Annotated in this window: 22 protein-coding genes and 2 tRNA genes; 18 read left to right on the forward strand and 6 right to left on the reverse strand. The window is 68.2% G+C overall.

Going from position 1 to position 24,569, the window contains the following annotated elements; translation table 11 throughout:
- Positions 1–72: 72 nt before the first annotated feature.
- The 7 genes from gnd to AAFF41_RS24810 all read left to right on the forward strand — a co-directional run bounded on the left by gnd (position 73) and on the right by AAFF41_RS24810 (position 8,767).
- Positions 73–948, forward strand: coding sequence for a phosphogluconate dehydrogenase (NAD(+)-dependent, decarboxylating) (gnd, locus tag AAFF41_RS24780; RefSeq protein WP_099921709.1), 876 nt, complete (start codon positions 73–75; stop codon positions 946–948).
- A 63-nt stretch (positions 949–1,011) separates the two neighbouring features.
- Positions 1,012–2,133, forward strand: coding sequence for a DNA replication/repair protein RecF (recF, locus tag AAFF41_RS24785; RefSeq protein WP_319752420.1), 1,122 nt, complete (start codon positions 1,012–1,014; stop codon positions 2,131–2,133).
- A complete protein-coding gene (locus tag AAFF41_RS24790) occupies positions 2,130–2,711 on the forward strand; it encodes a DciA family protein (protein ID WP_099921707.1) in 582 nt (193 codons plus the stop codon). Before recF ends, AAFF41_RS24790 begins: the two co-directional genes overlap by 4 nt.
- A gap of 365 nt (positions 2,712–3,076) precedes the next feature.
- On the forward strand, positions 3,077–5,137 hold the full coding sequence (gene gyrB / locus AAFF41_RS24795) for a DNA topoisomerase (ATP-hydrolyzing) subunit B (RefSeq protein ID WP_177324351.1): 2,061 nt from the start codon (positions 3,077–3,079) through the stop codon (positions 5,135–5,137).
- Between the two features lie 42 nt (positions 5,138–5,179).
- Positions 5,180–7,774 carry a DNA gyrase subunit A gene (gyrA, locus tag AAFF41_RS24800; RefSeq protein ID WP_054236422.1) on the forward strand — a complete coding sequence of 865 codons (2,595 nt, stop codon included), beginning with the start codon at positions 5,180–5,182 and terminating at the stop codon, positions 7,772–7,774.
- Positions 7,775–7,792: 18 nt separating this feature from the next.
- Entirely contained in the window at positions 7,793–8,578 is a 786-nt protein-coding gene (locus AAFF41_RS24805; protein WP_319752419.1) for a DUF3566 domain-containing protein, read from the forward strand.
- 112 nt (positions 8,579–8,690) lie between these two features.
- Positions 8,691–8,767, forward strand: a tRNA-Ile gene (locus AAFF41_RS24810).
- Between the two features lie 330 nt (positions 8,768–9,097).
- Here the strand turns inward: AAFF41_RS24810 and AAFF41_RS24815 are convergent.
- A complete protein-coding gene (locus AAFF41_RS24815) occupies positions 9,098–9,451 on the reverse strand; it encodes a DUF6344 domain-containing protein (protein WP_319752418.1) in 354 nt (117 codons plus the stop codon).
- A 348-nt stretch (positions 9,452–9,799) separates the two neighbouring features.
- Between AAFF41_RS24815 and AAFF41_RS24820 the strand changes: the two genes are divergently transcribed.
- Together AAFF41_RS24820 and AAFF41_RS24825 are read left to right on the forward strand one after the other, a co-directional pair.
- On the forward strand, positions 9,800–9,928 hold the full coding sequence (locus AAFF41_RS24820) for a DLW-39 family protein (protein WP_003999697.1): 129 nt from the start codon (positions 9,800–9,802) through the stop codon (positions 9,926–9,928).
- A gap of 275 nt (positions 9,929–10,203) precedes the next feature.
- Entirely contained in the window at positions 10,204–11,508 is a 1,305-nt protein-coding gene (locus AAFF41_RS24825) for a hypothetical protein (protein ID WP_319752417.1), read from the forward strand.
- A 36-nt stretch (positions 11,509–11,544) separates the two neighbouring features.
- On the opposite strand, the gene AAFF41_RS24830 is transcribed toward AAFF41_RS24825, so the two are convergent.
- A complete protein-coding gene (locus AAFF41_RS24830; protein WP_343324643.1) occupies positions 11,545–13,161 on the reverse strand; it encodes a serine/threonine-protein kinase in 1,617 nt (538 codons plus the stop codon).
- A gap of 132 nt (positions 13,162–13,293) precedes the next feature.
- Positions 13,294–13,842 carry a DNA-binding protein gene (locus tag AAFF41_RS24835; protein ID WP_067376635.1) on the reverse strand — a complete coding sequence of 183 codons (549 nt, stop codon included), beginning with the start codon at positions 13,840–13,842 and terminating at the stop codon, positions 13,294–13,296.
- A gap of 182 nt (positions 13,843–14,024) precedes the next feature.
- On the opposite strand from AAFF41_RS24835, the gene AAFF41_RS24840 reads away from it, so the two are divergent.
- Positions 14,025–14,097, forward strand: a tRNA-Ala gene (locus AAFF41_RS24840).
- Between the two features lie 486 nt (positions 14,098–14,583).
- Here AAFF41_RS24840 and AAFF41_RS24845 read toward each other — a convergent pair.
- On the reverse strand, positions 14,584–15,264 hold the full coding sequence (locus AAFF41_RS24845) for a DUF5324 family protein (RefSeq protein WP_319752415.1): 681 nt from the start codon (positions 15,262–15,264) through the stop codon (positions 14,584–14,586).
- Between the two features lie 312 nt (positions 15,265–15,576).
- On the opposite strand from AAFF41_RS24845, the gene AAFF41_RS24850 reads away from it, so the two are divergent.
- Together AAFF41_RS24850 and AAFF41_RS24855 are read left to right on the forward strand one after the other, a co-directional pair.
- A complete protein-coding gene (locus AAFF41_RS24850; RefSeq protein WP_343324644.1) occupies positions 15,577–16,110 on the forward strand; it encodes a peptidylprolyl isomerase in 534 nt (177 codons plus the stop codon).
- Between the two features lie 130 nt (positions 16,111–16,240).
- Positions 16,241–17,149 (forward strand): rhomboid family intramembrane serine protease, encoded by a 909-nt coding sequence (locus tag AAFF41_RS24855; protein WP_343324645.1) that lies wholly within the window; start codon positions 16,241–16,243, stop codon positions 17,147–17,149.
- 264 nt (positions 17,150–17,413) lie between these two features.
- Here the strand turns inward: AAFF41_RS24855 and crgA are convergent, their stop codons facing one another.
- Positions 17,414–17,668, reverse strand: a complete 255-nt coding sequence (gene crgA, locus AAFF41_RS24860; protein ID WP_054236413.1) for a cell division protein CrgA — start codon at positions 17,666–17,668, stop codon at positions 17,414–17,416.
- 142 nt (positions 17,669–17,810) lie between these two features.
- Here crgA and AAFF41_RS24865 point away from each other — a divergent pair, with 142 nt between their 5' ends.
- The 6 genes from AAFF41_RS24865 (at position 17,811) to AAFF41_RS24890 (ending at position 22,400) form a co-directional block, all read left to right on the forward strand.
- Positions 17,811–18,590, forward strand: a complete 780-nt coding sequence (locus AAFF41_RS24865) for a DUF881 domain-containing protein (RefSeq protein ID WP_319752412.1) — start codon at positions 17,811–17,813, stop codon at positions 18,588–18,590.
- A gap of 35 nt (positions 18,591–18,625) precedes the next feature.
- Entirely contained in the window at positions 18,626–19,357 is a 732-nt protein-coding gene (locus AAFF41_RS24870) for a class E sortase (protein WP_319752455.1), read from the forward strand.
- A gap of 73 nt (positions 19,358–19,430) precedes the next feature.
- Positions 19,431–19,592: a hypothetical protein gene (locus tag AAFF41_RS24875; RefSeq protein ID WP_165854063.1), complete on the forward strand. Its 162-nt coding sequence runs from the start codon at positions 19,431–19,433 to the stop codon at positions 19,590–19,592.
- Complete coding sequence (locus AAFF41_RS24880) at positions 19,589–20,227, forward strand: aminodeoxychorismate/anthranilate synthase component II (RefSeq protein ID WP_067376619.1); 639 nt, start codon at positions 19,589–19,591, stop codon at positions 20,225–20,227. The genes AAFF41_RS24875 and AAFF41_RS24880 overlap by 4 nt, the downstream gene beginning before the upstream one ends.
- Positions 20,224–21,585, forward strand: a complete 1,362-nt coding sequence (locus tag AAFF41_RS24885; RefSeq protein WP_343324646.1) for a class E sortase — start codon at positions 20,224–20,226, stop codon at positions 21,583–21,585. Before AAFF41_RS24880 ends, AAFF41_RS24885 begins: the two co-directional genes overlap by 4 nt.
- Before the next feature lie 62 nt (positions 21,586–21,647).
- Entirely contained in the window at positions 21,648–22,400 is a 753-nt protein-coding gene (locus AAFF41_RS24890; RefSeq protein WP_319752410.1) for a class E sortase, read from the forward strand.
- Between the two features lie 116 nt (positions 22,401–22,516).
- Here AAFF41_RS24890 and pknB read toward each other — a convergent pair whose 3' ends face one another.
- Entirely contained in the window at positions 22,517–24,517 is a 2,001-nt protein-coding gene (pknB, locus tag AAFF41_RS24895) for a Stk1 family PASTA domain-containing Ser/Thr kinase (protein ID WP_319752409.1), read from the reverse strand.
- Positions 24,518–24,569 lie beyond the last annotated feature (52 nt).

The raw sequence follows: 24,569 nt of genomic DNA on the forward strand, positions 1-24,569 counted from the left end.
GCGTCCGGGTTTAGGCTCGGACACAGGTACGAAAGTGCCCTCACGCCACGTCGCAAACCTAAGGAACAACTGATGGAGCTCGGTCTCGTCGGCCTCGGCAAGATGGGCGGCAACATGCGCGAGCGGATCCGCCGCGCAGGCCACACCGTCATCGGATACGACCGCAACCCGGACCTCGCCGATGTCCACAGCCTGGAAGATCTTGTGGGCAAGCTCAAGGGTCCGCGCGTGGTGTGGGTGATGGTCCCGGCCGGTGCCGCCACGCAGTCCACCGTCGACCAGCTCGGCGAGCTCCTGGAGCCCGGGGACGTCGTCGTGGACGGCGGCAACTCCCGCTGGACGGACGACGAGAAGCACGCGGAGGAACTGGCGGCCAAGGGCATCGGTTTCGTCGACTGCGGCGTCTCCGGCGGCGTCTGGGGCCTGGAGAACGGCTATGCGCTGATGTACGGCGGCGACGCCGAGAACATCGCCAAGGTGCAGCCGATCTTCGAGGCACTGAAGCCGGAGGGCGACTTCGGCGCGGTGCACGCCGGCAAGGTCGGCGCGGGCCACTTCTCCAAGATGGTCCACAACGGCATCGAGTACGCCATGATGCAGGCCTATGCCGAGGGCTGGGAGCTCTTGGAGAAGGTCCACTCCGTCACCGACGTGCGCGAGGTCTTCCGCTCCTGGCAGGAAGGCACGGTCATCCGTTCCTGGCTGCTGGACCTGGCGGTGAACGCCCTGGACGAGGACGAGCACCTGGAGAAGCTGCGCGGTTACGCACAGGACTCCGGTGAGGGCCGCTGGACGGTGGAAGCCGCCATCGACCACGCGGTGCCGCTGCCCGCGATCACCGCGTCGCTGTTCGCGCGGTTCGCCTCGCGGCAGGAGGACTCGCCGCAGATGAAGATGGTCGCGGCGCTGCGCAACCAGTTCGGCGGCCACGCGGTCGAGACGAAGTAATCCACAGATCCACAGGCCGTGCGGCGGTGGATCCACAACCCTGGGGGAGGTCGGCGAACGACCATGCACGTCACGCATCTGTCGCTGGCCGACTTCCGCTCGTACGCCCGGGTCGAGGTCCCGCTCGACCCGGGCGTCACCGCGTTCGTGGGCCCCAACGGACAGGGCAAGACGAATCTGGTCGAGGCGGTCGGCTATCTCGCGACCCTCGGCAGCCACCGCGTCTCCTCCGACGCGCCGCTGGTGCGCATGGGCGCCGACCGGGCGATCATCCGGGCCAATGTCCGCCAGGGCGAGCGCCAGCAGCTCGTCGAGCTGGAGCTGAACCCCGGCAAGGCCAACCGTGCCCGCATCAACAGGTCCTCGCAGGTCAGACCCCGTGATGTGCTCGGCATCGTGCGGACCGTGCTGTTCGCGCCCGAGGATCTCGCGCTGGTCAAGGGCGACCCCGGTGAGCGGCGCCGTTTCCTGGACGAGCTGATCATCGCCCGTTCCCCGCGGATGGCGGGCGTCCGCTCCGACTACGAGCGGGTCCTCAAGCAGCGCAACACCCTCCTGAAGTCGGCCGCGCTGGCCCGCCGTCACGGCGGCCGCACCATGGACCTCTCCACGCTCGACGTGTGGGACCAGCACCTCGCGCGCGTGGGCGCCGAGCTGCTGGCCCAGCGGCTCGACCTGGTCGCCGCGATCCAGCCGCTGGCCGACAAGGCGTACGAGCAGCTGGCCCCCGGTGGCGGACCCGTCGCCCTGGAGTACAAGCCGTCCGCGCCCGGCGAGGCGCACACCCGCGAGGACCTGTACGAGCAGGTGATGGCGGCGCTCGCCGAGGTCCGCAAGCAGGAGATCGAGCGGGGCGTGACCCTCGTAGGACCCCATCGGGACGATGTGGTCCTCAAACTCGGTCAGCTGCCCGCCAAGGGATACGCCTCCCACGGCGAGTCCTGGTCGTACGCGCTGGCGCTGCGCCTGGCCTCGTACGACCTCCTGAGGGCCGAGGGCAATGAACCGGTGCTGGTCCTCGACGACGTCTTCGCCGAGTTGGACAGCCGCAGAAGAGAGCGCCTCGCCGAACTCGTCGCTCCCGGCGAGCAGGTCCTCGTGACGGCCGCGGTCGACGACGACGTACCGGACGTACTGACGGGGACGCGGTACGCCGTCTCCGAGGGCAGGGTGGAGCGGGTATGACGGAGAACACACCCGGCGGATCGGCCGCCTCCGAGGGAACTCCGGAGAAGGGCCCGGAAACGGCCTCCAAGAAGACCCCCGAGCACTCCGGCGTCGACCTCGCGCGCGTGGCGTTGCGCGCCGCGAAGGAGCAGGCACGCGCGCGGGGGGACGCGGCGCAGCAGAAGAAGCAGGCGCGGCGCGGCGGCCTGCGCTCCGGCGCGCGCGCCGACGGGCGTGATCCGATGGCGCTCGGCGCCGCGATCAACCGGCTGCTCACCGAGCGCGGCTGGGAGACCCCGGCCGCGGTGGGCGGTGTGATGGGCCGCTGGCCGCAGATCGTCGGCGAGGACCTGGCCAAGCACTGCGTCCCGCAGAAGTACGACGAGGACGAGCGGGTGCTGACCGTGCAGTGCGACTCGACCGCCTGGGCCACCCAGTTGCGGCTGCTCGCCCCGCAGGTGGTCGCGCGGCTGAACCAGGATCTCGGGCACGGCACGGTACGGCTGATCAAGGTGCAGGGCCCCCATGGTCCCGCGCGCCGCTTCGGCCCGTTGCGCGCCCCTGGAAGCACGGGTCCCGGCGACACCTACGGGTGACAGAGGCCACATCGAGCGGCCCCTGCGCGGGAGTGCACGCGGTTGCGAACACCGACCTGACTCCGCGGTAGCCAAGGGTTGACACCCGGAAGCGCTGAGTGCCGCCGTAAGCCTCTTTGAGCCCGGGTCCACATATGGGGAGTCGGGAGAGACCGGTTCAGGGCGGCACATGCGGACTCAGGTACCGGCAAACCCCCATCACTGTCGGCGCTACCGGTAGACTGGAAGCTAATCCCGCCCCGCTTGCGGGGACCGTCCGGGAAAAGCTGAGCAACGCTGATCAAGGCTTACCAACGCAACGTGCCGCAGCCGCTCCGGCAACCCGCCGACGAGCTTGGCTTGTGCTGTGCCAGAAAGGGCGCTTCGTGGCCGATTCCGGCAACCCCAACGAGAACACCCCGTCCACCGACGCCGGCGACAACGCCGAGGCCACGACCTCGAACGGCGAGGTCACAGCCTCGTACGACGCCAGCGCCATCACCGTCCTCGAGGGTCTGGACGCGGTTCGCAAGCGACCCGGTATGTACATCGGCTCGACCGGCGAGCGCGGACTGCACCACCTCGTGTACGAGGTCGTCGACAACTCCGTCGACGAGGCGCTGGCCGGCCACGCGGACACGATCGACATCACGATCCTCGCCGACGGCGGCGTGCGTGTCGTGGACAACGGCCGCGGCATCCCCGTGGGCATCGTTCCCTCCGAAGGGAAGCCGGCCCTCGAGGTCGTGCTGACGGTCCTGCACGCGGGCGGTAAGTTCGGCGGCGGCGGCTACGCGGTCTCCGGCGGTCTGCACGGTGTCGGCGTCTCCGTCGTGAACGCCCTGTCGAGCAAGGTCTCCGTCGAGGTCAAGACCGACGGACGGCGCTGGACGCAGGACTACAAGATGGGCGTCCCGACCGCCCCTCTCGTCGAGCACGAGGCCACCGACGAGACCGGCACCTCGGTCACCTTCTGGGCCGACGGCGACATCTTCGAGACGACCGAGTACTCCTTCGAGACGCTCTCGCGGCGCTTCCAGGAGATGGCGTTCCTCAACAAGGGTTTGACGATCAAACTCACTGATGAGCGCGAGTCGGCGAAGGCCACGGCCGGTGCGGACGAGGCGGGTGCGGACGAGAAGGCCGAGGTCAAGACCGTCACGTACCACTACGAGGGCGGCATCGTCGACTTCGTGAAGTACCTCAACTCCCGCAAGGGAGACGTGGTGCACCCCACCGTCATCGATCTCGAGGCCGAGGACAAGGACAAGAGCCTGTCCCTCGAGGTCGCGATGCAGTGGAACAGCGGCTACAGCGAGGGCGTGTACTCCTTCGCCAACATCATCCACACCCACGAGGGCGGTACGCACGAGGAGGGCTTCCGTGCGGCGCTGACCTCGCTGATCAACAAGTACGCGCGCGACAAGAAGCTGCTGCGCGAGAAGGACGACAACCTCACCGGTGACGACATCCGCGAGGGTCTGACCGCGATCATCTCGGTGAAGCTGAGCGAGCCGCAGTTCGAGGGCCAGACGAAGACCAAGCTGGGCAACACGGAGGCGAAGACCTTCGTCCAGAAGGCCGTCTACGAGCACCTCAACGACTGGCTGGACCGCAACCCGAACGAGGCCGCGGACATCGTCCGCAAGTCCATCCAGGCGGCCACCGCGCGCGTGGCGGCCCGCAAGGCCCGCGACCTCACCCGCCGCAAGGGCCTCCTGGAGACGGCCTCCCTGCCGGGCAAGCTGTCCGACTGCCAGTCGAACGACCCCACCAAGTGCGAGATCTTCATCGTCGAGGGTGACTCCGCCGGTGGCTCGGCCAAGTCCGGCCGCAACCCGCAGTACCAGGCGATCCTCCCGATCCGGGGCAAGATCCTCAACGTCGAGAAGGCGCGGATCGACAAGATCCTGCAGAACCAGGAGATCCAGGCGCTGATCTCGGCCTTCGGTACCGGGGTCCACGAGGACTTCGACATCGAGAAGCTCCGCTATCACAAGATCATCCTGATGGCGGACGCCGACGTCGACGGCCAGCACATCAACACCCTGCTGCTGACCTTCCTGTTCCGCTTCATGCGGCCGCTGGTCGAGGCCGGGCACGTGTTCCTGTCGCGGCCCCCGTTGTACAAGATCAAGTGGGGCCGGGACGACTTCGAGTACGCGTACTCGGACCGTGAGCGCGATGCGCTGATCGAGCTGGGCAAGCAGGCCGGCAAGCGCATCCGCGACGACTCGGTCCAGCGCTTCAAGGGCCTCGGCGAGATGAACGCCGAGGAGCTGCGGATCACGACCATGGACCAGGAGCACCGGGTCCTCGGCCAGGTCACGCTCGACGACGCCGCCCAGGCCGACGACCTGTTCTCGGTCCTCATGGGCGAGGACGTCGAGGCCCGCCGCGCGTTCATCCAGCGCAATGCCAAGGACGTCCGCTTCCTCGACATCTGAGTCGGTCTCAGCTGACCGCAGCAGAAAGGATCTTCACCAGCAATGGCCGACGAGAACACTCCGAGCACGCCTGAAGAAGGCGGCGAGATCACCTTGCGCGTCGAGCCCGTCGGGCTCGAGACGGAGATGCAGCGCTCGTATCTCGACTACGCGATGTCCGTCATCGTGTCGCGCGCGCTGCCCGATGTCCGGGACGGCCTCAAGCCCGTCCACCGCCGCGTCCTGTACGCCATGTACGACGGCGGCTACCGGCCCGAGAAGGGCTTCTACAAGTGCGCCCGCGTCGTCGGCGACGTCATGGGCACCTACCACCCGCACGGCGACTCCTCGATCTACGACGCGCTGGTCCGCCTCGCGCAGCCGTGGTCGATGCGGATGCCGCTGGTGGACTCCAACGGCAACTTCGGCTCTCCGGGCAACGACCCCGCGGCCGCCATGCGCTACACCGAGTGCAAGATGGCGCCGCTGTCCATGGAGATGGTCCGTGACATCGACGAGGAGACCGTCGACTTCACGGACAACTACGACGGCCGCAACCAGGAGCCGACGGTTCTGCCGGCCCGGTTCCCGAACCTGCTGATCAACGGCTCGGCCGGCATCGCGGTGGGCATGGCCACCAACATCCCGCCGCACAACCTCCGTGAGGTCGCGTCAGGCGCCCAGTGGTACCTCGAGAACCCCGAGGCCAGCCACGAGGAGCTGCTCGACGCCCTGATCGAGCGCATCAAGGGCCCCGATTTCCCGACCGGCGCCCTTGTAGTGGGCCGAAAGGGTATTGAGGAGGCGTACCGCACGGGCCGTGGCTCCATCACGATGCGCGCGGTCGTCGAGGTCGAGGAGATCCAGAACCGCCAGTGCCTGGTGGTCACGGAGCTCCCCTACCAGACCAACCCCGACAACCTCGCGCAGAAGATCGCCGACCTGGTGAAGGACGGCAAGGTCGGCGGCATCGCGGACGTCCGTGACGAGACCTCGTCCCGTACGGGCCAGCGGCTGGTCATCGTCCTGAAGCGTGACGCGGTCGCCAAGGTCGTCCTGAACAACCTCTACAAGCACACCGATCTGCAGTCGAACTTCGGCGCCAACATGCTGGCGCTGGTGGACGGCGTTCCGCGCACGCTCTCGCTCGACGCGTTCATCCGCCACTGGGTGACGCACCAGATCGAGGTCATCGTCCGTCGTACGCGCTTCAGGCTGCGCAAGGCCGAGGAGCGCGCGCACATCCTGCGTGGCCTCCTGAAGGCCCTGGACGCCATCGACGAGGTCATCGCGCTGATCCGGCGCAGTGACACCGTCGAGATCGCGCGCGAGGGCCTGATGGGCCTCCTGGAGATCGACGAGATCCAGGCGAACGCCATCCTTGAGATGCAGCTGCGCCGACTGGCCGCCCTGGAGCGTCAGAAGATCATCCAGGAGCACGACGAGCTCCAGGCGAAGATCACCGAGTACAACGCGATCCTCGCGTCGCCGGAGCGCCAGCGCTCCATCATCAGCGAGGAACTCACGGCGATCGTCGACAAGTTCGGCGAGGACCGTCGCTCCAAGCTGGTTCCCTTCGACGGTGACATGTCCATCGAGGACCTGATCGCCGAAGAGGACATCGTCGTCACCATCACGCGTGGCGGCTACATCAAGCGGACCAAGACCGAGGACTACCGCTCCCAGAAGCGGGGCGGCAAGGGCGTACGCGGCGCGAAGCTGAAGCAGGACGACATCGTCGACCACTTCTTCGTGTCGACCACGCACCACTGGCTGCTGTTCTTCACCAACAAGGGCCGCGTCTACCGCGCGAAGGCGTACGAACTCCCGGACGCAGGGCGTGACGCGCGTGGACAGCACGTCGCGAACCTGCTGGCCTTCCAGCCGGACGAGGCGATCGCCGAGATCCTCGCGATCCGTGACTACGAGGCGGTGCCTTACCTGGTGCTGGCCACCAAGGGCGGCCTCGTGAAGAAGACGCCTCTGAAGGATTACGATTCCCCGCGCTCCGGCGGTGTCATCGCGATCAATCTGCGCGAGACGGAGGACGGTTCCGACGACGAACTGATCGGAGCCGAACTCGTATCGGCCGAGGACGATCTGCTGCTGATCAGTAAGAAGGCGCAGTCGATCAGGTTCACGGCGACGGACGACGCCCTGCGGCCCATGGGCCGTGCGACCTCGGGTGTCAAGGGGATGAGTTTCCGCGAGGGCGACGAGCTGCTCTCGATGAATGTTGTTCGACCCGGTACGTTCGTGTTCACTGCTACGGACGGCGGGTACGCGAAGCGGACCGCTGTTGACGAGTACCGCGTTCAGGGGCGTGGTGGCCTCGGTATCAAGGCCGCCAAGATCGTCGAGGACCGCGGGTCCCTCGTCGGCGCGTTGGTGGTCGAGGAGACGGACGAGATCCTCGCCATCACCCTGTCCGGCGGTGTGATTCGCACGCGAGTCAACGAGGTCAGGGAGACGGGCCGTGACACCATGGGTGTCCAACTGATCAACCTGGGCAAGCGCGATGCCGTGGTCGGCATCGCTCGTAACGCCGAGGCCGGTCGCGAGGCGGAGGAAGTCGACGGCGAGATCGCCGAGGACGAGACCGCCGAGGGCGTCGAGGCCGTCGGTACGGACGAGGGCGAGCAGTCCTCGCCCGAGTAGCGCGAGGAGTGAGTCATCGTGAGCGGAGCCACGGGCGCCGGATCGACCGGTACGGATACGGACGGCGGCCGTGGCTCCGCCGCGGAGACGACTGACTCCCATGACTCTCATGGATCCCAGGGGGGAACTGTGACGGACACCCGAGGCCCGCAGGCCCAGCAGTACGCGGCCGGAGCGGGCCCGGCGGCGGCCGGTCCGGCAAAGACCAAGGCCGCGCCCGGTGCGGCGCCCGCTTCGGCGCCCCCACCGGGGGCTCCTACGACCGCCTCGGGTGCGGCCCCTGCCGGGGTCGCACCCGAGGCGGGCTCAGCGCTGCCGGGGGAACGGCAGCCGCAGCAGCCCGCGCAGCCGTACCACCCGCCGCAGGCGTACCCGGCTCAGACGCCGTCCGGCGCCGTACGCCGGCCGCGGACCGGAGCGCGCACCGCGCCCCGTACCCGCAAGGCGCGGCTGCGGGTGGCCAAGACCGACCCCTGGTCGGTGATGAAGGTCAGCTTCCTGCTCTCCATCGCGCTCGGCATCTGCACGATCGTGGCGGCGGCGGTGCTGTGGATGGTCCTGGACGCGATGGGCGTCTTCTCGACGGTCGGCGGCACGATTTCCGAGGCGACGGGTTCGAACGAGTCGAACGGCTTCGACCTGCAGTCGTTCCTCTCCCTGCCGCACGTCCTGATGTTCACGTCGATCATCGCGGTCATCGACGTCGTGCTCGCCACGGCGCTCGCGACGCTCGGCTCGTTCATCTACAACCTCTCCGCGGGCTTCGTCGGCGGTATTGAACTGACCCTCGCCGAGGACGAGTAAGAGCAGCTCGTCGGGCCCGGCCAGGAGGCCTGGGATACCGATTTTGGGACTGGCCGCGTCGTGCGCTAATCTTCAGAGGTCAGCGCGCGGGACACACACCGCAAAGCGCGGCGGGGCTATAGCTCAGTTGGTTAGAGCGCATCCCTGATAAGGATGAGGCCACAGGTTCAAATCCTGTTAGCCCCACCAACCAAAGAACCCCCGGGTGATCCACCCGGGGGTTTTTGGCATCTGCTGCCGACATCGGTGTGGGCTCAGGAAAGCGATGACCGCGCGGAGCGCCGCACCCAGCAGCAGGACGATCCCCGCTCGGCGAGGGGCCCGGATCTGAGGCCACCAGGGGGCGTTCTTGACGACTGTCGAGCGGCGCCGGTACGCCGGACACGGCGAGGTGCCGGACATGGCGAAGGCCCGGCAGCTCTTTCGAGGTGCCGGGTCTTCGGATCTGTGAGTGCGGTGTACGCAAGTTCGCCGCTACGTCGGGGGGAGAGGGGCTGGGATGAGGCGGAGCCGCGCCGGTCAGCGCTGCAAGGGGGTCTCGGGCTCGGTGGAGGTCTCAGGGGCGTAGAGCGACGCGAGGTCGGCGGGGTCGACCTCAGTGGCGTCGGTCGGCGGGCGGTGCCGGCAGCTCGGTGAGGAGCCGTGGGCCTCGGCGCGGATGCGTTGCTTCATCGTGGGGGGCAGGGCCCGGCTGTATGGACCGGCCCAGGGAGAGACGGTCGGCACTGTCGCGGAGATCGTGCTGTTGCGCGTCGCTTCGGCCTGCGGTACGGCCGCGGCCGCGGTGGTCGTGATGAAGCCGAGCGCCGTGCACAGCGCGACGAAGGCGGTGACGATGGCGGTCCACAGCTTCATGACCTTGTCCTGGGTCATGGCCCCTCACTTTCGGGTCAGGCGATTTGCGTACTTTCCTCATGATGTGTATGTGGGCCGCGAAGTGGTGGACCGACGCCCGTGGCGCGTTGATGTTCAGATCAACACCACTCGGATGGACGCAAGAGGGCTGAAAAGTGCCCAAAGGGTACGAAAGGGTGTCGAAAGTCACTGTGCGCGAGGTGTGATCACCCTGCGATACGACCGTGGTCGGAGCGGCCGGATCCACGCCTACTGCTCTCGGCCGGGCGGCAGTTGGGGGTCGATGCAGGTCACCGATCGATATCGGTCGGTGTGTATAGTCGGGCGCCAGAGGTCCCCTACGTCAACGAAAGACGAGGTCGCGCGGTGAAGAAGCTTCTCCTGGTCGCACTGGCCGCCATCGGCGGGCTCCTCGTGTACCGCCAGATCCAGGCGGATCGCGCCGAGCAGGATCTGTGGACGGAGGCGACTGACTCCGTGCCCACGGGTTCGTGAGAATCGACACCAGTCTCAGATCAGACCCCGACCGCCCTTGCGGTCGGGGTTTTGTATTGTCCCGATCCGCCCAGAATTCGCTTCAGTGAACGAATTGATTGCTTAAGCGAAGGCATCGGCCTTCGGGCGGGTCGTTTCGGCCGCTTGTACGGATAGCGGGGGTGGCTCCGTGACCGGCGGGGCAGGATGGGCCACGGTCCGGGGCGACGACGGGAGGGTGGCGCGTGATGGGGCGGCGCACGGCATGGTGGCATCGCGGTCGGCCGCTCGCGATCGTGGCAACGGTCCTGTGCGCGACGGCGGCTCTGGCCGGGCGGCCCGCCGCGGCAGCCGAGACCGGTACACCGAAGCCGTACGCCTTCGCCCAGGACGCCACGACGGTCCAGGGCGCCACGGGCACCACGGACGCCGTACGGCTGGAGCCCGGCGGGACGTACCGCAGTTCCCTCGGTAAGGACGGCAAGCTCTACTACCGCCTGGAGCTCGACGCCACCTCCAACGCCTACGTCGCCGCCACCGCCGTCCCCAGGCGCGGCGCCAAGGTCACCTACTCCGACGGCGTGAAGGTCTCCGTACAGGACGGCAACAGCGGCAATTGCTCCTCCTCCACGACCGCCCACTTCGGCGCCTCCCAGAGCCCCCACCCCATCGCCGCCTGGGCGTCGCGCGAGATCGGCCCCGGCAAGTACGCCTGCCAGACGGCCGGAACGTACTACGTGGTCGTCGAGCGCACCGCGGCACCCGTCTCCTCGGCCTCCCCGCCCTCCTCCCCCGACGCCTGGGACCTCGAACTGAGCTATGTGTCGGAACCCCGCTTGAAGAAGGCGGGTTCGACCAGTGCCCCCGAGACCTGGAACTCCGCCTCTCCCGCGGCCCTCCAGGGGGACGCGCGGCCACGCCGGGGCGGCGCGGGGTTCACCACGGCCGGCGCCCTCGAACAGGGAGTCTGGAAGGACGAGATCAGCCCCGGGCAGACGCTCTTCTACAAGGTGCCGGTCGACTGGGGACAGCAGTTCTACGCCACCGCCGAACTCGGCAGTTCGAGCGGCGGCGAGGGATTCACGGGCTTCATGGGCACGGCTCTCGTCATGTCCCTCTACAACCCCGTGCGCGGACTCGTCACCGACGCGGGCGCGGGATACGACGGCAGCCAGCGGGCGGCCGCACTGGATCCGCTGCCGCCCGTCGAGTACGACAACCGCTACGCCTTCAACGACCGGATCAGCGGCATGCGGTTCGCCGGTTCGTACTACCTCGTCGTGCACCTCGCGGCGCAGGTCGCCGACAAGTTCGGCGACGGGCCGTTCGGACTGACCCTGCGCGTACGGGTGGACGGCGCCGCGCAGACCGGCCCGGCGTACGCGGGGCGGGCCGTACCGCAGGGCGTGTTCGACTCCGCGACCGGTGACTCCGTGCCGGCCACGGGTGGGACGGGGCCCGCCGCAAGCGGCGGGAGCGACGACGGCACCGCCATGAAGCTGGTCGCCGTGGGCGGTATCGGCACCGGGACCGTCCTGGTGCTGGCGCTCGGGGTGTGGACGGTGGCCGCACGACGGCGGGCGACGCCGCGCGGCTGGTAGGCCCATCAAGGGGGACAGGGCTTACGGCACCGGAGCTCAGATCTGGGTCAGCGCCCAGAAGCCCACCGCGAAACAGGCCAGCGCGAGGAGCAGCACCGGGACGGCCACCTTCGCGGGCGGTCCGGGGCGGGGCTGCGCGTGCTGACGCGTCGCGGCGGTCGGATCCGCGGGCCACACGGGGGAGGGCGGCTGCACGGGCGTGTGGTCGAACGGCAGGGCATGGGTGGGGGTCGGCACCGGCACCACGACCGAGGTGGGGGGAGTGGGGGGCTGATCGTGCTCCCACAAGGACCGGGGCCGTGGCTGCGGTGGCGGCAGGTGGAAGCTGCCGGTGTCCGACATCGCGGACGGCTGCGGGGGTGTGGCGTCGGGAGCGGGGTGCGGTGGTACGGCGCTCGGGGCGGGCTGCGGTGGCACGGCGTCGGGGGCGGGCGCGGGCCCGTGTCGTACGGCGCCGGGGGTGGCCTCGTGTCGTACGGCGCCGGGGGCGGCCTCGTGTCGTACGCCACCCGAGTCGGACGCAGGCCATACGCCCCCGGAGGAACGATCCGCCCACGCGGCCCCGGAGACGGGCTCCCGGGACAGCGCCCCGGAATCGTGAAGCCACGGCCTCGAGTCGTGGGGGCCGGAACCGCTGCCGGCGCCGGAGGCAGCGCCGGAAGCCGTGTCAGAAGTGGTGCTGGAGCCGGTCGCGGACTCGGTGCCGGTGCCGGTGTCGGAGGCAGGGCCGGACCACGAAGCCGCGTTCTCCGTGGCGCTTGGCGTGGACGCCCTGAGCGGGCCTTTCGGGCCGAACCCCGGGGGAAGCGGGCCGAGTTGGTCGAAGACCTCGACCAGCTCGTCGTCGGGGCCGGGCTCGGGCAGCAGCTCGGCGGCCGAGGCCAGCGCCTTGCGTGCCCCGGTCGCGGTGCGGAACCGTGCCCGCGGGTCCGGCTGCAGCAGCGTGGCCACGACCTGCCACAGCGGCTCGGGGATGCTCTGGGGAGCGGCCGGTGTGCCGTTCTCCGCGAAGTACTCGATCAGGGCCTTGGCATCGGGTCTGGCCCCTTCGAGCAGGTACAGGGCGACCAGCCCTACGGCGAACAGATCGGCGGGGAAGTCCGGCTCGGCGCCCATCATCTGCTCGGGAGCGAAGTAACCGGGCGTCCCCACCACGTAGTTGGTCTCGGTCAGCCGTGGCTCACCCAGTCGCATCGCGATGCCGAAGTCGGACAGCCGCAGCCGTGGACGGGCCGTACCGGTCGCTTCGAGCAGGATGTTGGCGGGCTTGATGTCACGGTGCACGACGCCCTCCGCGTGTACCGCGGCGACTCCCGAGAGAAGCTGGTCGAGCAGGGTACAGACGAACGCGGGCGGCAGCGGGCCGTAGTCGTTGATCAGGTGGACCAGGGAGCCCCCGGCCACCAGGTCCATGGTGAACAGGACCTTGTCGTCGTCGGCGGCCCAGCTGGCGGGCGCGAGCACATGGGGATGATCGATCCGTAGCGCCTGCTCCCGCACGAAGCGCAGCAGCGCGTGCGCGTCGCTCTGCTGGAGCACCTTGGCGGCCACATAACGGCGCCGCCGCTGGTCCCAGGCGCGCCAGACCGCACCGACTCCCCCGTGGCCGATCGGGTCGACCAGTTCGTAGCGTCCGGCGAAGACCTCACCCATGGTCGTGCGTCGCTCCCCTTCGGCGGTCGGTCCGGCGCAGGCCCCCCGTGGAGACGCCCGGCGGCCCGAGGTGCGGAGCCGGACGGCGTCCTGAGCCCCCGGCGCCGGGTGTGCGGCGGCCTGGTCGCCGGCTCAGCTCTGGTGCGACTGGTAGTGCGCGACCGCGTCGGAGGTGCGGCCGGCGCCGTACACCCGGAGGAACTCTGCCAGTTCCGGGTGGGTCGGGGCGAGAGTGTCGGCCGCGTCGATGATGTCCCCCGCAGCCGCCACGGAGCGCAGCAGCGACTGGATCTCGCGGACCACCCGCTTCACCGTGGGCGCACCTGAACTGCTCGTCGACTGCGTGGTGTTGCTGAGCACCGAGCCCCCTTGCGACTTCTTGATCTCGTCCATGCGCTCGGTCGCCTCGGCGGCGCTGACGCTGCCGTCCGCGACCTGCCCCGCCAGGTCCTGCAACAGCTGCACGCGCTGGACCACCGCGGGATTGCCGATCTTGGCACGCTGACCGCTCATCAGCTGCGACAGCATGGGCGCGGAAAGTCCCAGCACCCCGGCAAGACGCGCCTGGTTGAGGCCCAGATCCTCGATGAGCCTACGGAAGAGCGCCCCCAACGGCTCTCCGTACCAGTTCCGCTGCAGCTCTTGGGCTCTTGCGGTTGCTTCCTGCTGTGCGGCGTCCATTGCGTCTCCCCATCGCTTCCCCAAATACGGCGGTTCGCTGTCGCGAACCACGTCGAGCATCTTACGGAGAGTGGTCGCCCACGGGGACCCCCAATCTTTTTGCGAGATCCCGGGGGTGACCCGGTACTCTGGTCTGCGGCGCCCTCCGGTATCCGATTCCACCGGGCGGACGCCTGTCTTCCGGGGCCTTAGCTCAGTTGGTAGAGCGCTGTCTTTGCATGGCAGATGTCAGGGGTTCGACTCCCCTAGGCTCCACATCCCGGACCGGTCAGACGCCCTTCGCGGCGGCTGGCCGGTTCTTGTTTTTCGGTGACCTGAGTCACGCAGCAGGCTTCGCAGTCGTTGCAGTTGTTTGCGCAAATGATCGGCCTGTGTGCGGGTGTCGACGGCGCCCCACCGGTGGCCGACGTGGCGCGGGGGCGGTCCGTGTCGCCGCCGGATCCTCGTGTGAGCTGCTGTAAGCAGATATGCGTAATCATGGCAATGCGCAGGGTGAAGAGGATCTGTGCGGATGTTGTGAGCATCGGTCGTTGCAAACGTCACCGTGGCGGAAGACATGAATCGGCTTGATCCGTGCCGCGCCCGTGGGTCCGTCGTTCGGTTCCGCTCGGCCGGTTCCGCCAGTTCTGCCGGTTCCGCCGGTTCCACGTGAAACATCGCCGTGGGGCAGGAGACTCTCAAGTCTCCTGCCCCACGGCGATGTTGTTGCCCTTGCTCAGGGCTTGTTCACCTGGTTCGGGGTCAGCGGCGGTCGTCGCGGTCCTCCTCGGCCTGCTTGGCCTGGACCTCGGGGTCCAGGTCGGACAGGCCGGTGCCGTCGACCGAGGACAGACGGCCCGTCTCGGGCACCTCCGTCGCGGCGGGCGGCTCGACCAGCCAGTCGGGGTTGGCCTGCTTGTCCCACCATTTCCAGGCGACGAAGGCACCGCCCGCGAGAATGCCCAGAACGAGCAGCCCCTTGGCGGCGCGGCCGGCCTTCGCGCGCCGCTCGTGCTTGCGGACCAGTTTCTGGATCTCCTGGGGCGAGACCTGTCCGCGCAGCGCGGCGATCGCCGCCACACTGCGTGACGCGGCCTCCTCACGTACAGGCTGGGCCGCGGCCACCGCCTGCTCGATCCTCGGCCTGGTGTACTCGGCGGCCTGCAAGGCCGCCTGCCGGGTACGGACGGCGGCCTGGTCGACCTTCGGCGGCACATGCGTACGGGCCTGTTCAAGGCGTGGCGCGAGATGGGCGCCGTACTGGACGCGGGCCTGCTCTGCGGCCAGCGACACCTTGGGCGCGAGCCGTACGAGTGCCTCGTTCGCGTAGTACGAGGCCCGGTCCTTGGCCGTGTCGGCGTAAGGCGCCACCACTTCCGCGGCGTGCAGCACGCTGTCCTTCGCCGAGCCGGTCGCGGCGCGCACGCTGTCAATGCGGGTCACGGGTCTTCCTCCTCCTCGGTGGCGTACGTGGGCGTTCGAGTACCCCAAAGGGGGCACGGTTCACCTTTCCGCCCTGTTCGAGATCATGCCTCTCGAGGGGCTGCGAGGCATGCGAGATAGGGCATACGGGGCAACAGGAGCTTGTCGCCGACAATGCCACGGATCGTCGCTTCGCGTCCTGTGCACGCAAGGACTCGACGGGATTTCCGCAAGGGCGACCCCGGATATTCGCTCGGAGGTGGTGGCCGAACGACGCGAGGCCCGGTCCGTGCGAGGATCGGGGGGTCAAAAGAAGGCAACGGAAGGCAGATCGTGGCTGAGCAGCTTTACGCCACCCTGAAGACCAACCAAGGCGACATCGAAGTCCGGCTTCTGCCGAACCACGCGCCCAAGACGGTCCGGAACTTCGTCGAGCTTGCCACGGGCGAGCGTGAGTGGACCAACCCGGAGACGGGTGAGAAGTCCACCGACAAGCTCTACGACGGCACGGTCTTCCACCGGGTGATCAGCGGATTCATGATCCAGGGCGGTGACCCGCTGGGCAACGGCACCGGCGGCCCCGGTTACCAGTTCGAGGACGAATTCCACCCGGAGCTCGCCTTCGACAAGCCCTACCTGCTGGCCATGGCCAACGCCGGCCCCGGTACCAACGGCTCGCAGTTCTTCATCACCGTCTCCCCGACGGCCTGGCTGACCCGCAAACACACCATCTTCGGCGAGGTCACCAACGCGGCCAGCCAGAAGGTCGTGGACGCCATCGCGAGCACCCAGACCAACCCGCGCACCGACCGCCCGGTCAACGACGTCGTCATCGAGTCGGTCGTCGTCGAGACCCGCAAGGGCTGAAACCCGCTCCGCGAAGGCTGAGACCCAAGGACCCGAAGGTCCGAGGGCTCCCGCAGGGAACCAAACGCCCCGCCCATCCGTAAGGATGGGCGGGGCGGTGCATTGCGTACGACCGGATTGAGGGGACCCCATGGACCAGGCGCCAGGCAACCCGCAGGGCCCGCAGGACCAGGGACATCAGGACGCCCAGGCCCTGCCCACCTGCTACCGGCATCCGGATCGTGAAACCGGCGTGCGCTGTACCCGCTGCGAGCGCCCCATCTGCCCCGAGTGCATGATCAGTGCCTCCGTGGGCTTCCAGTGCCCCGAGTGCGTCCGCGCCGGCTCCGGTACGGGCCACGCGCCGTCGGCCTCGCAGCCCCGCACCCTCGCGGGTGGCGCTGTCACCGCGGACCCCCGGCTCGTCACCAAGATCCTGATCGGGCTCAACCTCGCCGTCTTCCTGGTCCAGCTGTCGGTGGACCGCTTCACCGACAGCTTCGACCTCATCGGCCGCGCGTACGTCCCGCTGCTCGGCTCGGTCGAGGGCGTCGCGGAGGGCCAGTGGTACCGCATGCTGACGGCGATGTTCCTGCACGGCAGCTATATCCACATCCTGTTCAACATGCTCAGCCTGTGGTGGATCGGCGGCCCCCTGGAAGCGGCCCTCGGCCGTGCCCGCTATCTCGCCCTCTACTTCGTCTCCGGTCTCGCGGGCAGCGCGCTCACCTACCTCGTGGCCGCGCCGAACCAGCCCTCGTTGGGCGCCTCCGGCGCGATCTTCGGCCTCTTCGGCGCGACCGCCGTCCTGATGCGCCGGCTCAACTACGACATGCGCCCCGTGATCGCCCTGCTGGTGATCAACCTGATCTTCACCTTCGGGTGGAGCAACATCGCGTGGCAGGCCCACATCGGTGGACTCGTCGGCGGTGTTGTCGTCGGCTACGCCATGGTCCATGCCCCGCGCGAGCGGCGGACCCTGATCCAGTACGGGGTGTGTGCCGTGGTCCTGGCCGCGGTGGTCGTCGCGACGCTGGTCAGGACGGCTCAGCTCACCTGAGGTACCGCTCGGCTCACTTGAGAAGCCTTCGAGAGCGATGTTGTCCACAGATCGTGGCGGATCTTGTGCACGCCGTGTGGGAACAGCTGTGCCCCCTGTCGCTGACCCGGGTTTTCGCAGGTCGGACAGGGGGCGAACAGGTTTGCGGATCCCGGTAGGTCAGTCACACCGGCGTCAACCCCGGATGAGTTATCCACAGATCGTCTTAGTTTTCCACCTGTGGAAAACTCTTGTGGATAACTCAGTGGATAACCCTGGGCAGAGCTACTTCCACTGCGTGGAGACGCCGAATCCCGCCGCGATGAAGCCGAAGCCGACCACGATGTTCCAGTTGCCGAGGGCGTCGATGGGCAGCGAGCCGTCCGTCACGTAGAAGATGACGATCCAGGCGAGGCCGATGAGGAACATGGCCAGCATGACCGGTGCGACCCAGCCGCGACTGGTCAGCTTGATGTTGGTCGCCTGCTTCGCCGGGGGCGGCGTGTAGTCGGCCTTCTTGCGGATACGTGACTTCGGCACGAGGGTCTCTCCTGTCGATGCGCTGCGTGGCCGCGCAGGGAACTGGGGCGGGCTCCGGGGCAGCGTACAAGGGGACACTGAGCGCTCCCCCGGGCGTCCGTTAGCGTAGTGCTTCCGCGGCGCCGAAGGAGATAAGGGTACGTTGAGCAATTCTGCCGACTCCCCCGGGACGGGTTCCAGTCCTGCCGTTACGCGTCGTTTCCGGCCCGTACGTGTACTCACCGTCGCCGTCTTCGCGCTCGCCGGGCTGATTTTCTTCACCAGCTTCAACACGGCCAAGGGCACCAATATCCGCACGGACGCGTCGTTGCTGAAGCTCTCCGACCTCATTCAGGAGCGCAGCCACAAGAACGCGTCGCTGGACGAGTCCAACGGCGTCCTGCGTGACCAGGTCGACACGCTCGCCGGGCGGGAGAACGGCGGCAGCAAGGCCGACACCGCCAAGCTCGCCGCACTGGAGAAGAACACCGGCACCCAGAAGCTCAAGGGCAAGGCCGTCACGGTGACCCTCAACGACGCGCCGCCGAACGCCACGGCCAAGCTGCCCGGCTACCCCGAGCCGCAGCCCGATTACCTGGTCATCCACCAGCAGGACCTGCAGGCCGTGGTGAACGCCCTGTGGCTGGGTGGCGCCCAGGGCATCAAGGTGATGGACCAGCGGCTGATCTCCACCAGCGCGGTGCGCTGTGTCGGCAACACCCTGATCCTCCAGGGCCGGGTCTACTCGCCCCCGTACAAGATCACCGCGATCGGTGACCCCCAGAAGCTCCAGAAGGCCCTCGCTGACTCTCCGGCGATCCAGAACTACATGGTGTACGTCAACGTCTACGGGCTCGGCTGGAAAGTCGAGGAGAACGGGACGGTGACTCTTCCCGGCTACTCGGGCACAGTGGATCTCCACTACGCAAAACCTGTGGAGTAGTGGCTGAAGCAGCTGCCGCTGGGGGTCCCGTGTCGGTGCGAGTGCTCGTCCGGACAGTGAGCGAACTGTGCATCACCATCGGCACGCTCATTGTGCTCTTCGTGGTCTACGTCCTGTTCTGGACGGGCGTGAAGGCCGACAGCGAGATGAACCACCAGATCGACCAGCTCCAGAAGCAGTGGTCGAAGGGATCGGTCGCGCAGCAGTCGAAGGCGCCTACGACCACCCCGGCAACCGGGGACCCGAAGACGCCGACGGCGAGAACGACCGAGAGCCCGAAGGCCCCGGGCCCCTACGCCTACGGCAAGCCCTTCGCAGTGATGTACATCCCCCGCCTTGGTTTCACGTGGAACAAGCCCGTACTCGAAGGCACCGGCACGAGCGTCCTGCAGAAGGGGCTCGGGCATTACCGGGGGACGGCCCAGCTCGGGCAGGAGGGGAACTTCGCCGTCGCGGGGCACCGGCGCACGTATGGCGACCCGTTCAAGGACTTTCCCCAGCTGCGCAGGGGGGACGCGGTGGTGCTGACCGACGGGACGACCTGGTTCACGTATCGGATCGACAAAGGCCCTTACAAAACAGTGCCCACGGACGTTGAGGTGATCGATCCTGTGCCACGTAAGTCCGGGTACACGGCTCCGGGCCGCTATCTCACGCTGACCACGTGCGATCCGGAGTGGGGACACAGCCACCGGCTGATCGTCTGGGCCCACCTGGATTCCACGCAGCCCGTGGAGGCCGGGAAACCTCAGGCGCTACGCCGTTAGTCTGGTCCCGTACGGCGTGGGTCCGATGGTGTAGGGCGTGGCTCTGGTGCCGTGATGCGACGGAAGGGACAGCATGTACGGCTTCATCTGGCGGCATTTGCCGGGGAACGCATGGGTGAAGGCGCTGATCTCACTCGTGCTCGTCCTCGCGGTGGTCTACGTACTCTTCCAGTACGTCTTCCCGTGGGCCGAACCGCTGCTCCCCTTCAACGATGTGACGGTGAACAACCAGTGAGCGCGCGGATTCTCGTCGTCGACAATTACGACAGCTTCGTCTTCAACCTGGTCCAGTACCTGTACCAGCTCGGCGCCGAGTGCGAGGTGCTGCGCAACGACGAGGTCTCGACCGCGCACGCCCAGGACGGATTCGACGGCGTACTGCTGTCACCCGGCCCCGGCGCTCCCGAGCAGGCCGGCGTCTGCGTCGACATGGTCCGCCACTGCGCGGACACGGGTGTCCCCGTCTTCGGCGTCTGCCTCGGCATGCAGTCGATGCAGGTGGCGTACGGCGGTGTCGTGGACCGGGCGCCCGAGCTGCTGCACGGCAAGACGTCGTTGGTGGAGCACGAGGGCAGAGGTGTCTTCGCCGGACTGCCGTCCCCCTTCACCGCGACCCGCTACCACTCGCTGGCCGCCGAGCCGGAGACCGTGCCGGCCGAGCTGGAGGTCACCGCCCGTACCCACGACGGGATCATCATGGGGCTGCGTCACCGTGAACTCCCGGTCGAGGGTGTGCAGTTCCATCCCGAGTCGGTGCTGACCGAGCACGGTCACCGGATGCTCGCCAACTGGCTGGTGGAGTGCGGCGACCAGGGTGCCGTGGCGAGGTCGGTGGGGCTCGCCCCGGTGGTGGGCAGGGCCACGGCGTGACCGCCCTGCGCCCCGAGCGCGAGTCCGGTGCCGCCTACGGCGGCACCGGAGACGACGGGTCCCCGTACCGGCAGCAGCCGTACGGGGGACCCGGCGCGTTCGAGGCCGCGGTCGAGCAGCTCGCGGATCCGCTCACCGATCCGCTGCCGGGCTCCAGGGCCGCCGCGCGGCCCGGCGGGCGGCGCGCCGCCCCGCTGCCGGCCGACGTACCGCCCGCCGCCGTGTCGGGGGGCGGGCTCGGGCAGGAGTGGTCCGGGCAGGGACAGCACCAGTACGCGGTGGACGGCCCCGAGGGCTACGCGCGGAACTGGCAGGGGGCGCCGGGGGGTGCCCAGGATCCTGCTCCCGCCTACGGCGCACCGCTCACCAGACCCATGCCCCTGTACGCCGAACCGGTCGGCGCGGCTCCGAAGCTGGACGACGAGACCGTGGCGCTGCGGGCCTCGGAGGTCTCCGAGGCGCGGCGCAGGGCCGAGCAGTTGGCGGGGCGGGCCACGAACGAGGGGATGCCCGCTCCCGGGGGCCGTGCGGCGCGGCGCAAGGCGGCGCGACGCCACGGACGCCACGGAGGGGCTCAGGAGCCCCAGGAGCCCCTGGGTGCCCAGGAGTCGGTGGAGTCGGCGGAGAAGGCCGCTCAGGCGCCCCTGAGCCGTGTTCAGGCCCGGAGGGCGGCGCGCGCGCGGAAGCCCGGTGCGGCCGTCCTCGTCAGCCGGATGATCGGCGAGGTGTTCATCACCACCGGCGTCCTGATGCTGCTGTTCGTGACCTACCAGTTGTGGTGGTCGAACGTGCGGGCGCACCAGCAGGCGGGCAGTGCCGCGCACCACCTCCAGGAGGACTGGGCGAGCGGCAAGCGGAGTCCGGGGACGTTCGAGCCGGGACAGGGTTTCGCCATCCTGCACATCCCGAAGCTGGACGTGGTCGCTCCGATCGCCGAGGGCACCAGCAAGACGAAGGTCCTCGACCGCGGAATGGTGGGTCACTACGGCGAGGGAGCCCTGAAGACGGCGATGCCGGACGCCAAGACCGGCAACTTCGGTCTCGCGGGGCACCGCAACACGCACGGCGAACCGTTCCGCTACATCAACCGGCTCAAGCCCGGTGACTCCATCGTGGTCGAGACCCAGGACGACTACTTCGTCTACAAGATGACGTCGATCCTGCCGGTGACGTCCCCGTCGAACACGAAGGTGCTGGACCCGATCCCCCAGGGGTCCGGTTTCACGGCACCGGGCCGCTACATCACACTGACCACCTGCACGCCGGAATTCACCAGCACCTACCGCATGATCGTGTGGGGCAAGATGGTCGAGGAACGCCCGCGCAGCAAGGGCAAGCCGGACGCGCTCCTCGGATAGGAGCCCCGTCGGGCACCAGCACGTGAGACAACCTGAGACAGATCAGACGGGGCAGATGCACAGTGGCAGCGAGGACCGACCACGACGAGCGCGCCGAGGCCGAGGCCGACGCCGAAACGGCCGCTCCGAAGCGTCGTGGAGCGAGCCGGATCGCGATGGCGGTCAGCATCCTGGGTGAACTCCTCATCACCGCGGGCCTGGTGCTCGGCCTGTTCGTCGTCTACTCGCTGTGGTGGACGAACGTCGTCGCGGACCGCAAGGCCGACAAGCAGGGTGACAAGGTCCGCGACAACTGGGCCCAGGACAAGGGCGGCCCGGGTGCGCTGGACACCAAGGACGGCATCGGCTTCCTGCACGTTCCGTCCATGAAGAACGGCGAGGTGCTGGTCGAGAAGGGCACCTCCACGAAGGTCCTCAACGACGGCGTCGCCGGCTACTACATCGACCCCGTCAAGGCGACACTGCCGATGACCGACAAGACGGGCAACTTCACGCTCGCCGCCCACCGCGACGGCCACGGCGCCAAGTTCCACAACATCGACAAGATAAAGAAGGGCGACCCGATCGTCTTCGAGACCAAGGACGACTGGTACGTCTACAAGGTCTTCTCGATCCTCCCGGAGACCTCGAAGTACAACGTCAAGGTCCTCCAGTCGGTCCCGAAGCAGTCGGGCAGGACGAAGCCGGGCCACTTCATCACCCTGACGACCTGCACACCGGTCTACACGTCGGAGTACCGCTACATCGTGTGGGGTGAGCTGGAACGCGTGCAGAAGGTGGACAGCGCGCGCACGCCGCCGAAGGAACTGGGCTGAGGGCGGCCCGGTCAAACGACTCGACCGAACTCGACTGAACGCGAACGAACGGTGCCCCGCCCGGGAGGATTCCCGGGCGGGGCACCGTTCGTTCGACCGCTGTTCCAACCGCTGCGTCAGCCTCCGGTGAGACCGCCGACGAAGCCGTTGCCGCCGCCGTTGTTGTTGCCGCCGTTCTGCCCGGAATTGGCCGCGACGAGGTTGACCTTCTGGCCCGCCGTCACCTGCGAGCCCTGCTGCGGATCGCTGGCGAGCACAATGGCGTTGTCGTCCGTCGAGCCTGCGACGTTGCCGAGTTGGAGATTGTTCTGCGCCAGGACCTGCTTGGCCTGGCCAAGGGTCATCTGGGTCACCTGCGGCATCTGGAAGGGCTGGGCCTGCGCCTTGCCGATCTGGATGGTCACGTTGGAGTTCTTGTCGGCCGGGCTGCCGATCGCCGGAACGGTCGAGACGACCTTGTCGGCCTGGTTCGGGTCGGTCACGTCGATCTGGGTGCAGTTGCCGACGAGGTTGTTGGCCGTCATCGCGGCCTTGGCCTCCTCGCACGACTTGCCGGTGACGTCCGGGACCGTGGCCTTCTCGGCGGCCTTGGCGATGGTGAGGGTGATCGTCGATCCCTTCTGCACCTCCGCGCCGAGCTTCGGGTCCTGGTCCAGCACGGTGTTCGGGTCTTCCGTGGACACCTGGGTCTGCGTCTTGATCGTGAAGTTGTAGGCGCTGCTCGTGAGCTTCGCTTTGGCGTCGTCGAGGCTTTGGCCCGTGACGCCGGGCACGACGACCTTCGGCGCTCCCGTGGACACCACCAGGTTGATGGTGTCGCCCTTGGTGGCCTTCACGCCCGCCTTCGGGTCCTGGTCGCAGACGTTGCCCGTCTTCTCGTTCTCGCAGGGTTTCTTGGTGATCGAAACCTTCAGCTCGGCGTTGGTGGCCAGCTGGGTGGCATCCTTCTGCGTCTGGCTGACGAGGTTGGGAACGGTGACGCTGTTGTTGCTCACCCCGCTGCCCCCGAACATCCACTTCCCGATCAGGATCGCGCCGACCAGGACCAGCACACCCGCCACGATCAGCAAAATCGTCGAGGTGTTCGATTTCTTCTGCTGGCGGCGGCGGTCCGGACGGTCGTCGTAGCTGTTGTAGCCGTAGCCGCCGTCGTCCGGGTTCATCGGGGGCAGCATGGACGTGGCCTGGGCGTCCGTGGAGCGCAGCGCCGTGGTGGCCTGGTCGTCCGGGTAGCCGCCGTAGCCCACGGAGCCCATGGCGGCCGTGGCGGCGACGGGCTGGCCGTCGAGGCAGGCCTCGATGTCCTGGCGCATCTCGTCGGCGGACTGATAGCGGTAGTCCGGGTCCTTGACCAGTGCCTTCAGGACGATCGCGTCCATCTCGGGCGTGATCTCGGGGTCGAAGACCGACGGCGGCTGCGGCTCCTCGCGTACGTGCTGGTACGCGACCGCGACCGGGGAGTCGCCCACGAAGGGCGGACGCACGGTCAGCAGCTCGTAGAGGAGGCAACCGGTCGAATAGAGGTCCGAGCGCGCGTCGACCTGCTCGCCCTTTGCCTGCTCCGGGGAGAGGTACTGGGCGGTGCCGATGACCGCGGCGGTCTGCGTCATCGTCATGCCGGAGTCGCCCATGGCGCGGGCGATGCCGAAGTCCATGACCTTGACCTGGCCGTTGCGCGTCAGCATGACGTTGGCCGGCTTGATGTCGCGGTGGACGATTCCGGCGCGGTGGGAGTACTCGAGGGCCTGGAGGATGCCGATGGTCATCTCCATGGACCGCTCGGGGAGCAGTCTGCGGCCCGAGTGCAGCAGCTCGCGCAGCGTGGACCCGTCGACGTACTCCATCACGATGTACGGGATGGAGATGCCCTCGATGTAGTCCTCACCCGTGTCGTACACGGCGACGATCGCGGGATGGTTGAGCGAGGCGGCCGACTGGGCCTCCCGGCGGAACCGGGCCTGGAACGACGGATCGCGTGCGAGGTCGGCTCGCAGCGTCTTCACCGCCACGGTGCGGCCGAGCCGGGTGTCATGGGCGAGATGTACCTCCGCCATGCCACCACGGCCGAGCACCTGGCCCAGCTCGTACCGGCCGCCGAGGCGACGCGGCTCTTCCATAGCTACCTACCAGCCCTCTCCGTCGGTCCCGACCGCACGCATGTGTGGTCCG

The organism is Streptomyces mirabilis (genome assembly GCF_039503195.1).
GTDB lineage: Bacteria > Actinomycetota > Actinomycetes > Streptomycetales > Streptomycetaceae > Streptomyces > Streptomyces mirabilis_D.

Bases quoted from the DNA above. Each gene is read 5' to 3' on its own strand.
- gnd (WP_099921709.1), top strand. From the start codon at position 73: ATGGAGCTCGGTCTCGTCGGCCTCGGCAAGATGGGCGGCAACATGCGC.
- recF (WP_319752420.1), top strand. From the start codon at position 1,012: ATGCACGTCACGCATCTGTCGCTGGCCGACTTCCGCTCGTACGCCCGG.
- AAFF41_RS24790 (WP_099921707.1), top strand. From the start codon at position 2,130: ATGACGGAGAACACACCCGGCGGATCGGCCGCCTCCGAGGGAACTCCG.
- gyrA (WP_054236422.1), top strand. From the start codon at position 5,180: ATGGCCGACGAGAACACTCCGAGCACGCCTGAAGAAGGCGGCGAGATC.
- AAFF41_RS24815 (WP_319752418.1), bottom strand. From the start codon at position 9,451: ATGACCCAGGACAAGGTCATGAAGCTGTGGACCGCCATCGTCACCGCC.
- AAFF41_RS24830 (WP_343324643.1), bottom strand. From the start codon at position 13,161: ATGGGTGAGGTCTTCGCCGGACGCTACGAACTGGTCGACCCGATCGGC.
- AAFF41_RS24835 (WP_067376635.1), bottom strand. From the start codon at position 13,842: ATGGACGCCGCACAGCAGGAAGCAACCGCAAGAGCCCAAGAGCTGCAG.
- AAFF41_RS24855 (WP_343324645.1), top strand. From the start codon at position 16,241: ATGGACCAGGCGCCAGGCAACCCGCAGGGCCCGCAGGACCAGGGACAT.
- AAFF41_RS24875 (WP_165854063.1), top strand. From the start codon at position 19,431: ATGTACGGCTTCATCTGGCGGCATTTGCCGGGGAACGCATGGGTGAAG.
- pknB (WP_319752409.1), bottom strand. From the start codon at position 24,517: ATGGAAGAGCCGCGTCGCCTCGGCGGCCGGTACGAGCTGGGCCAGGTG.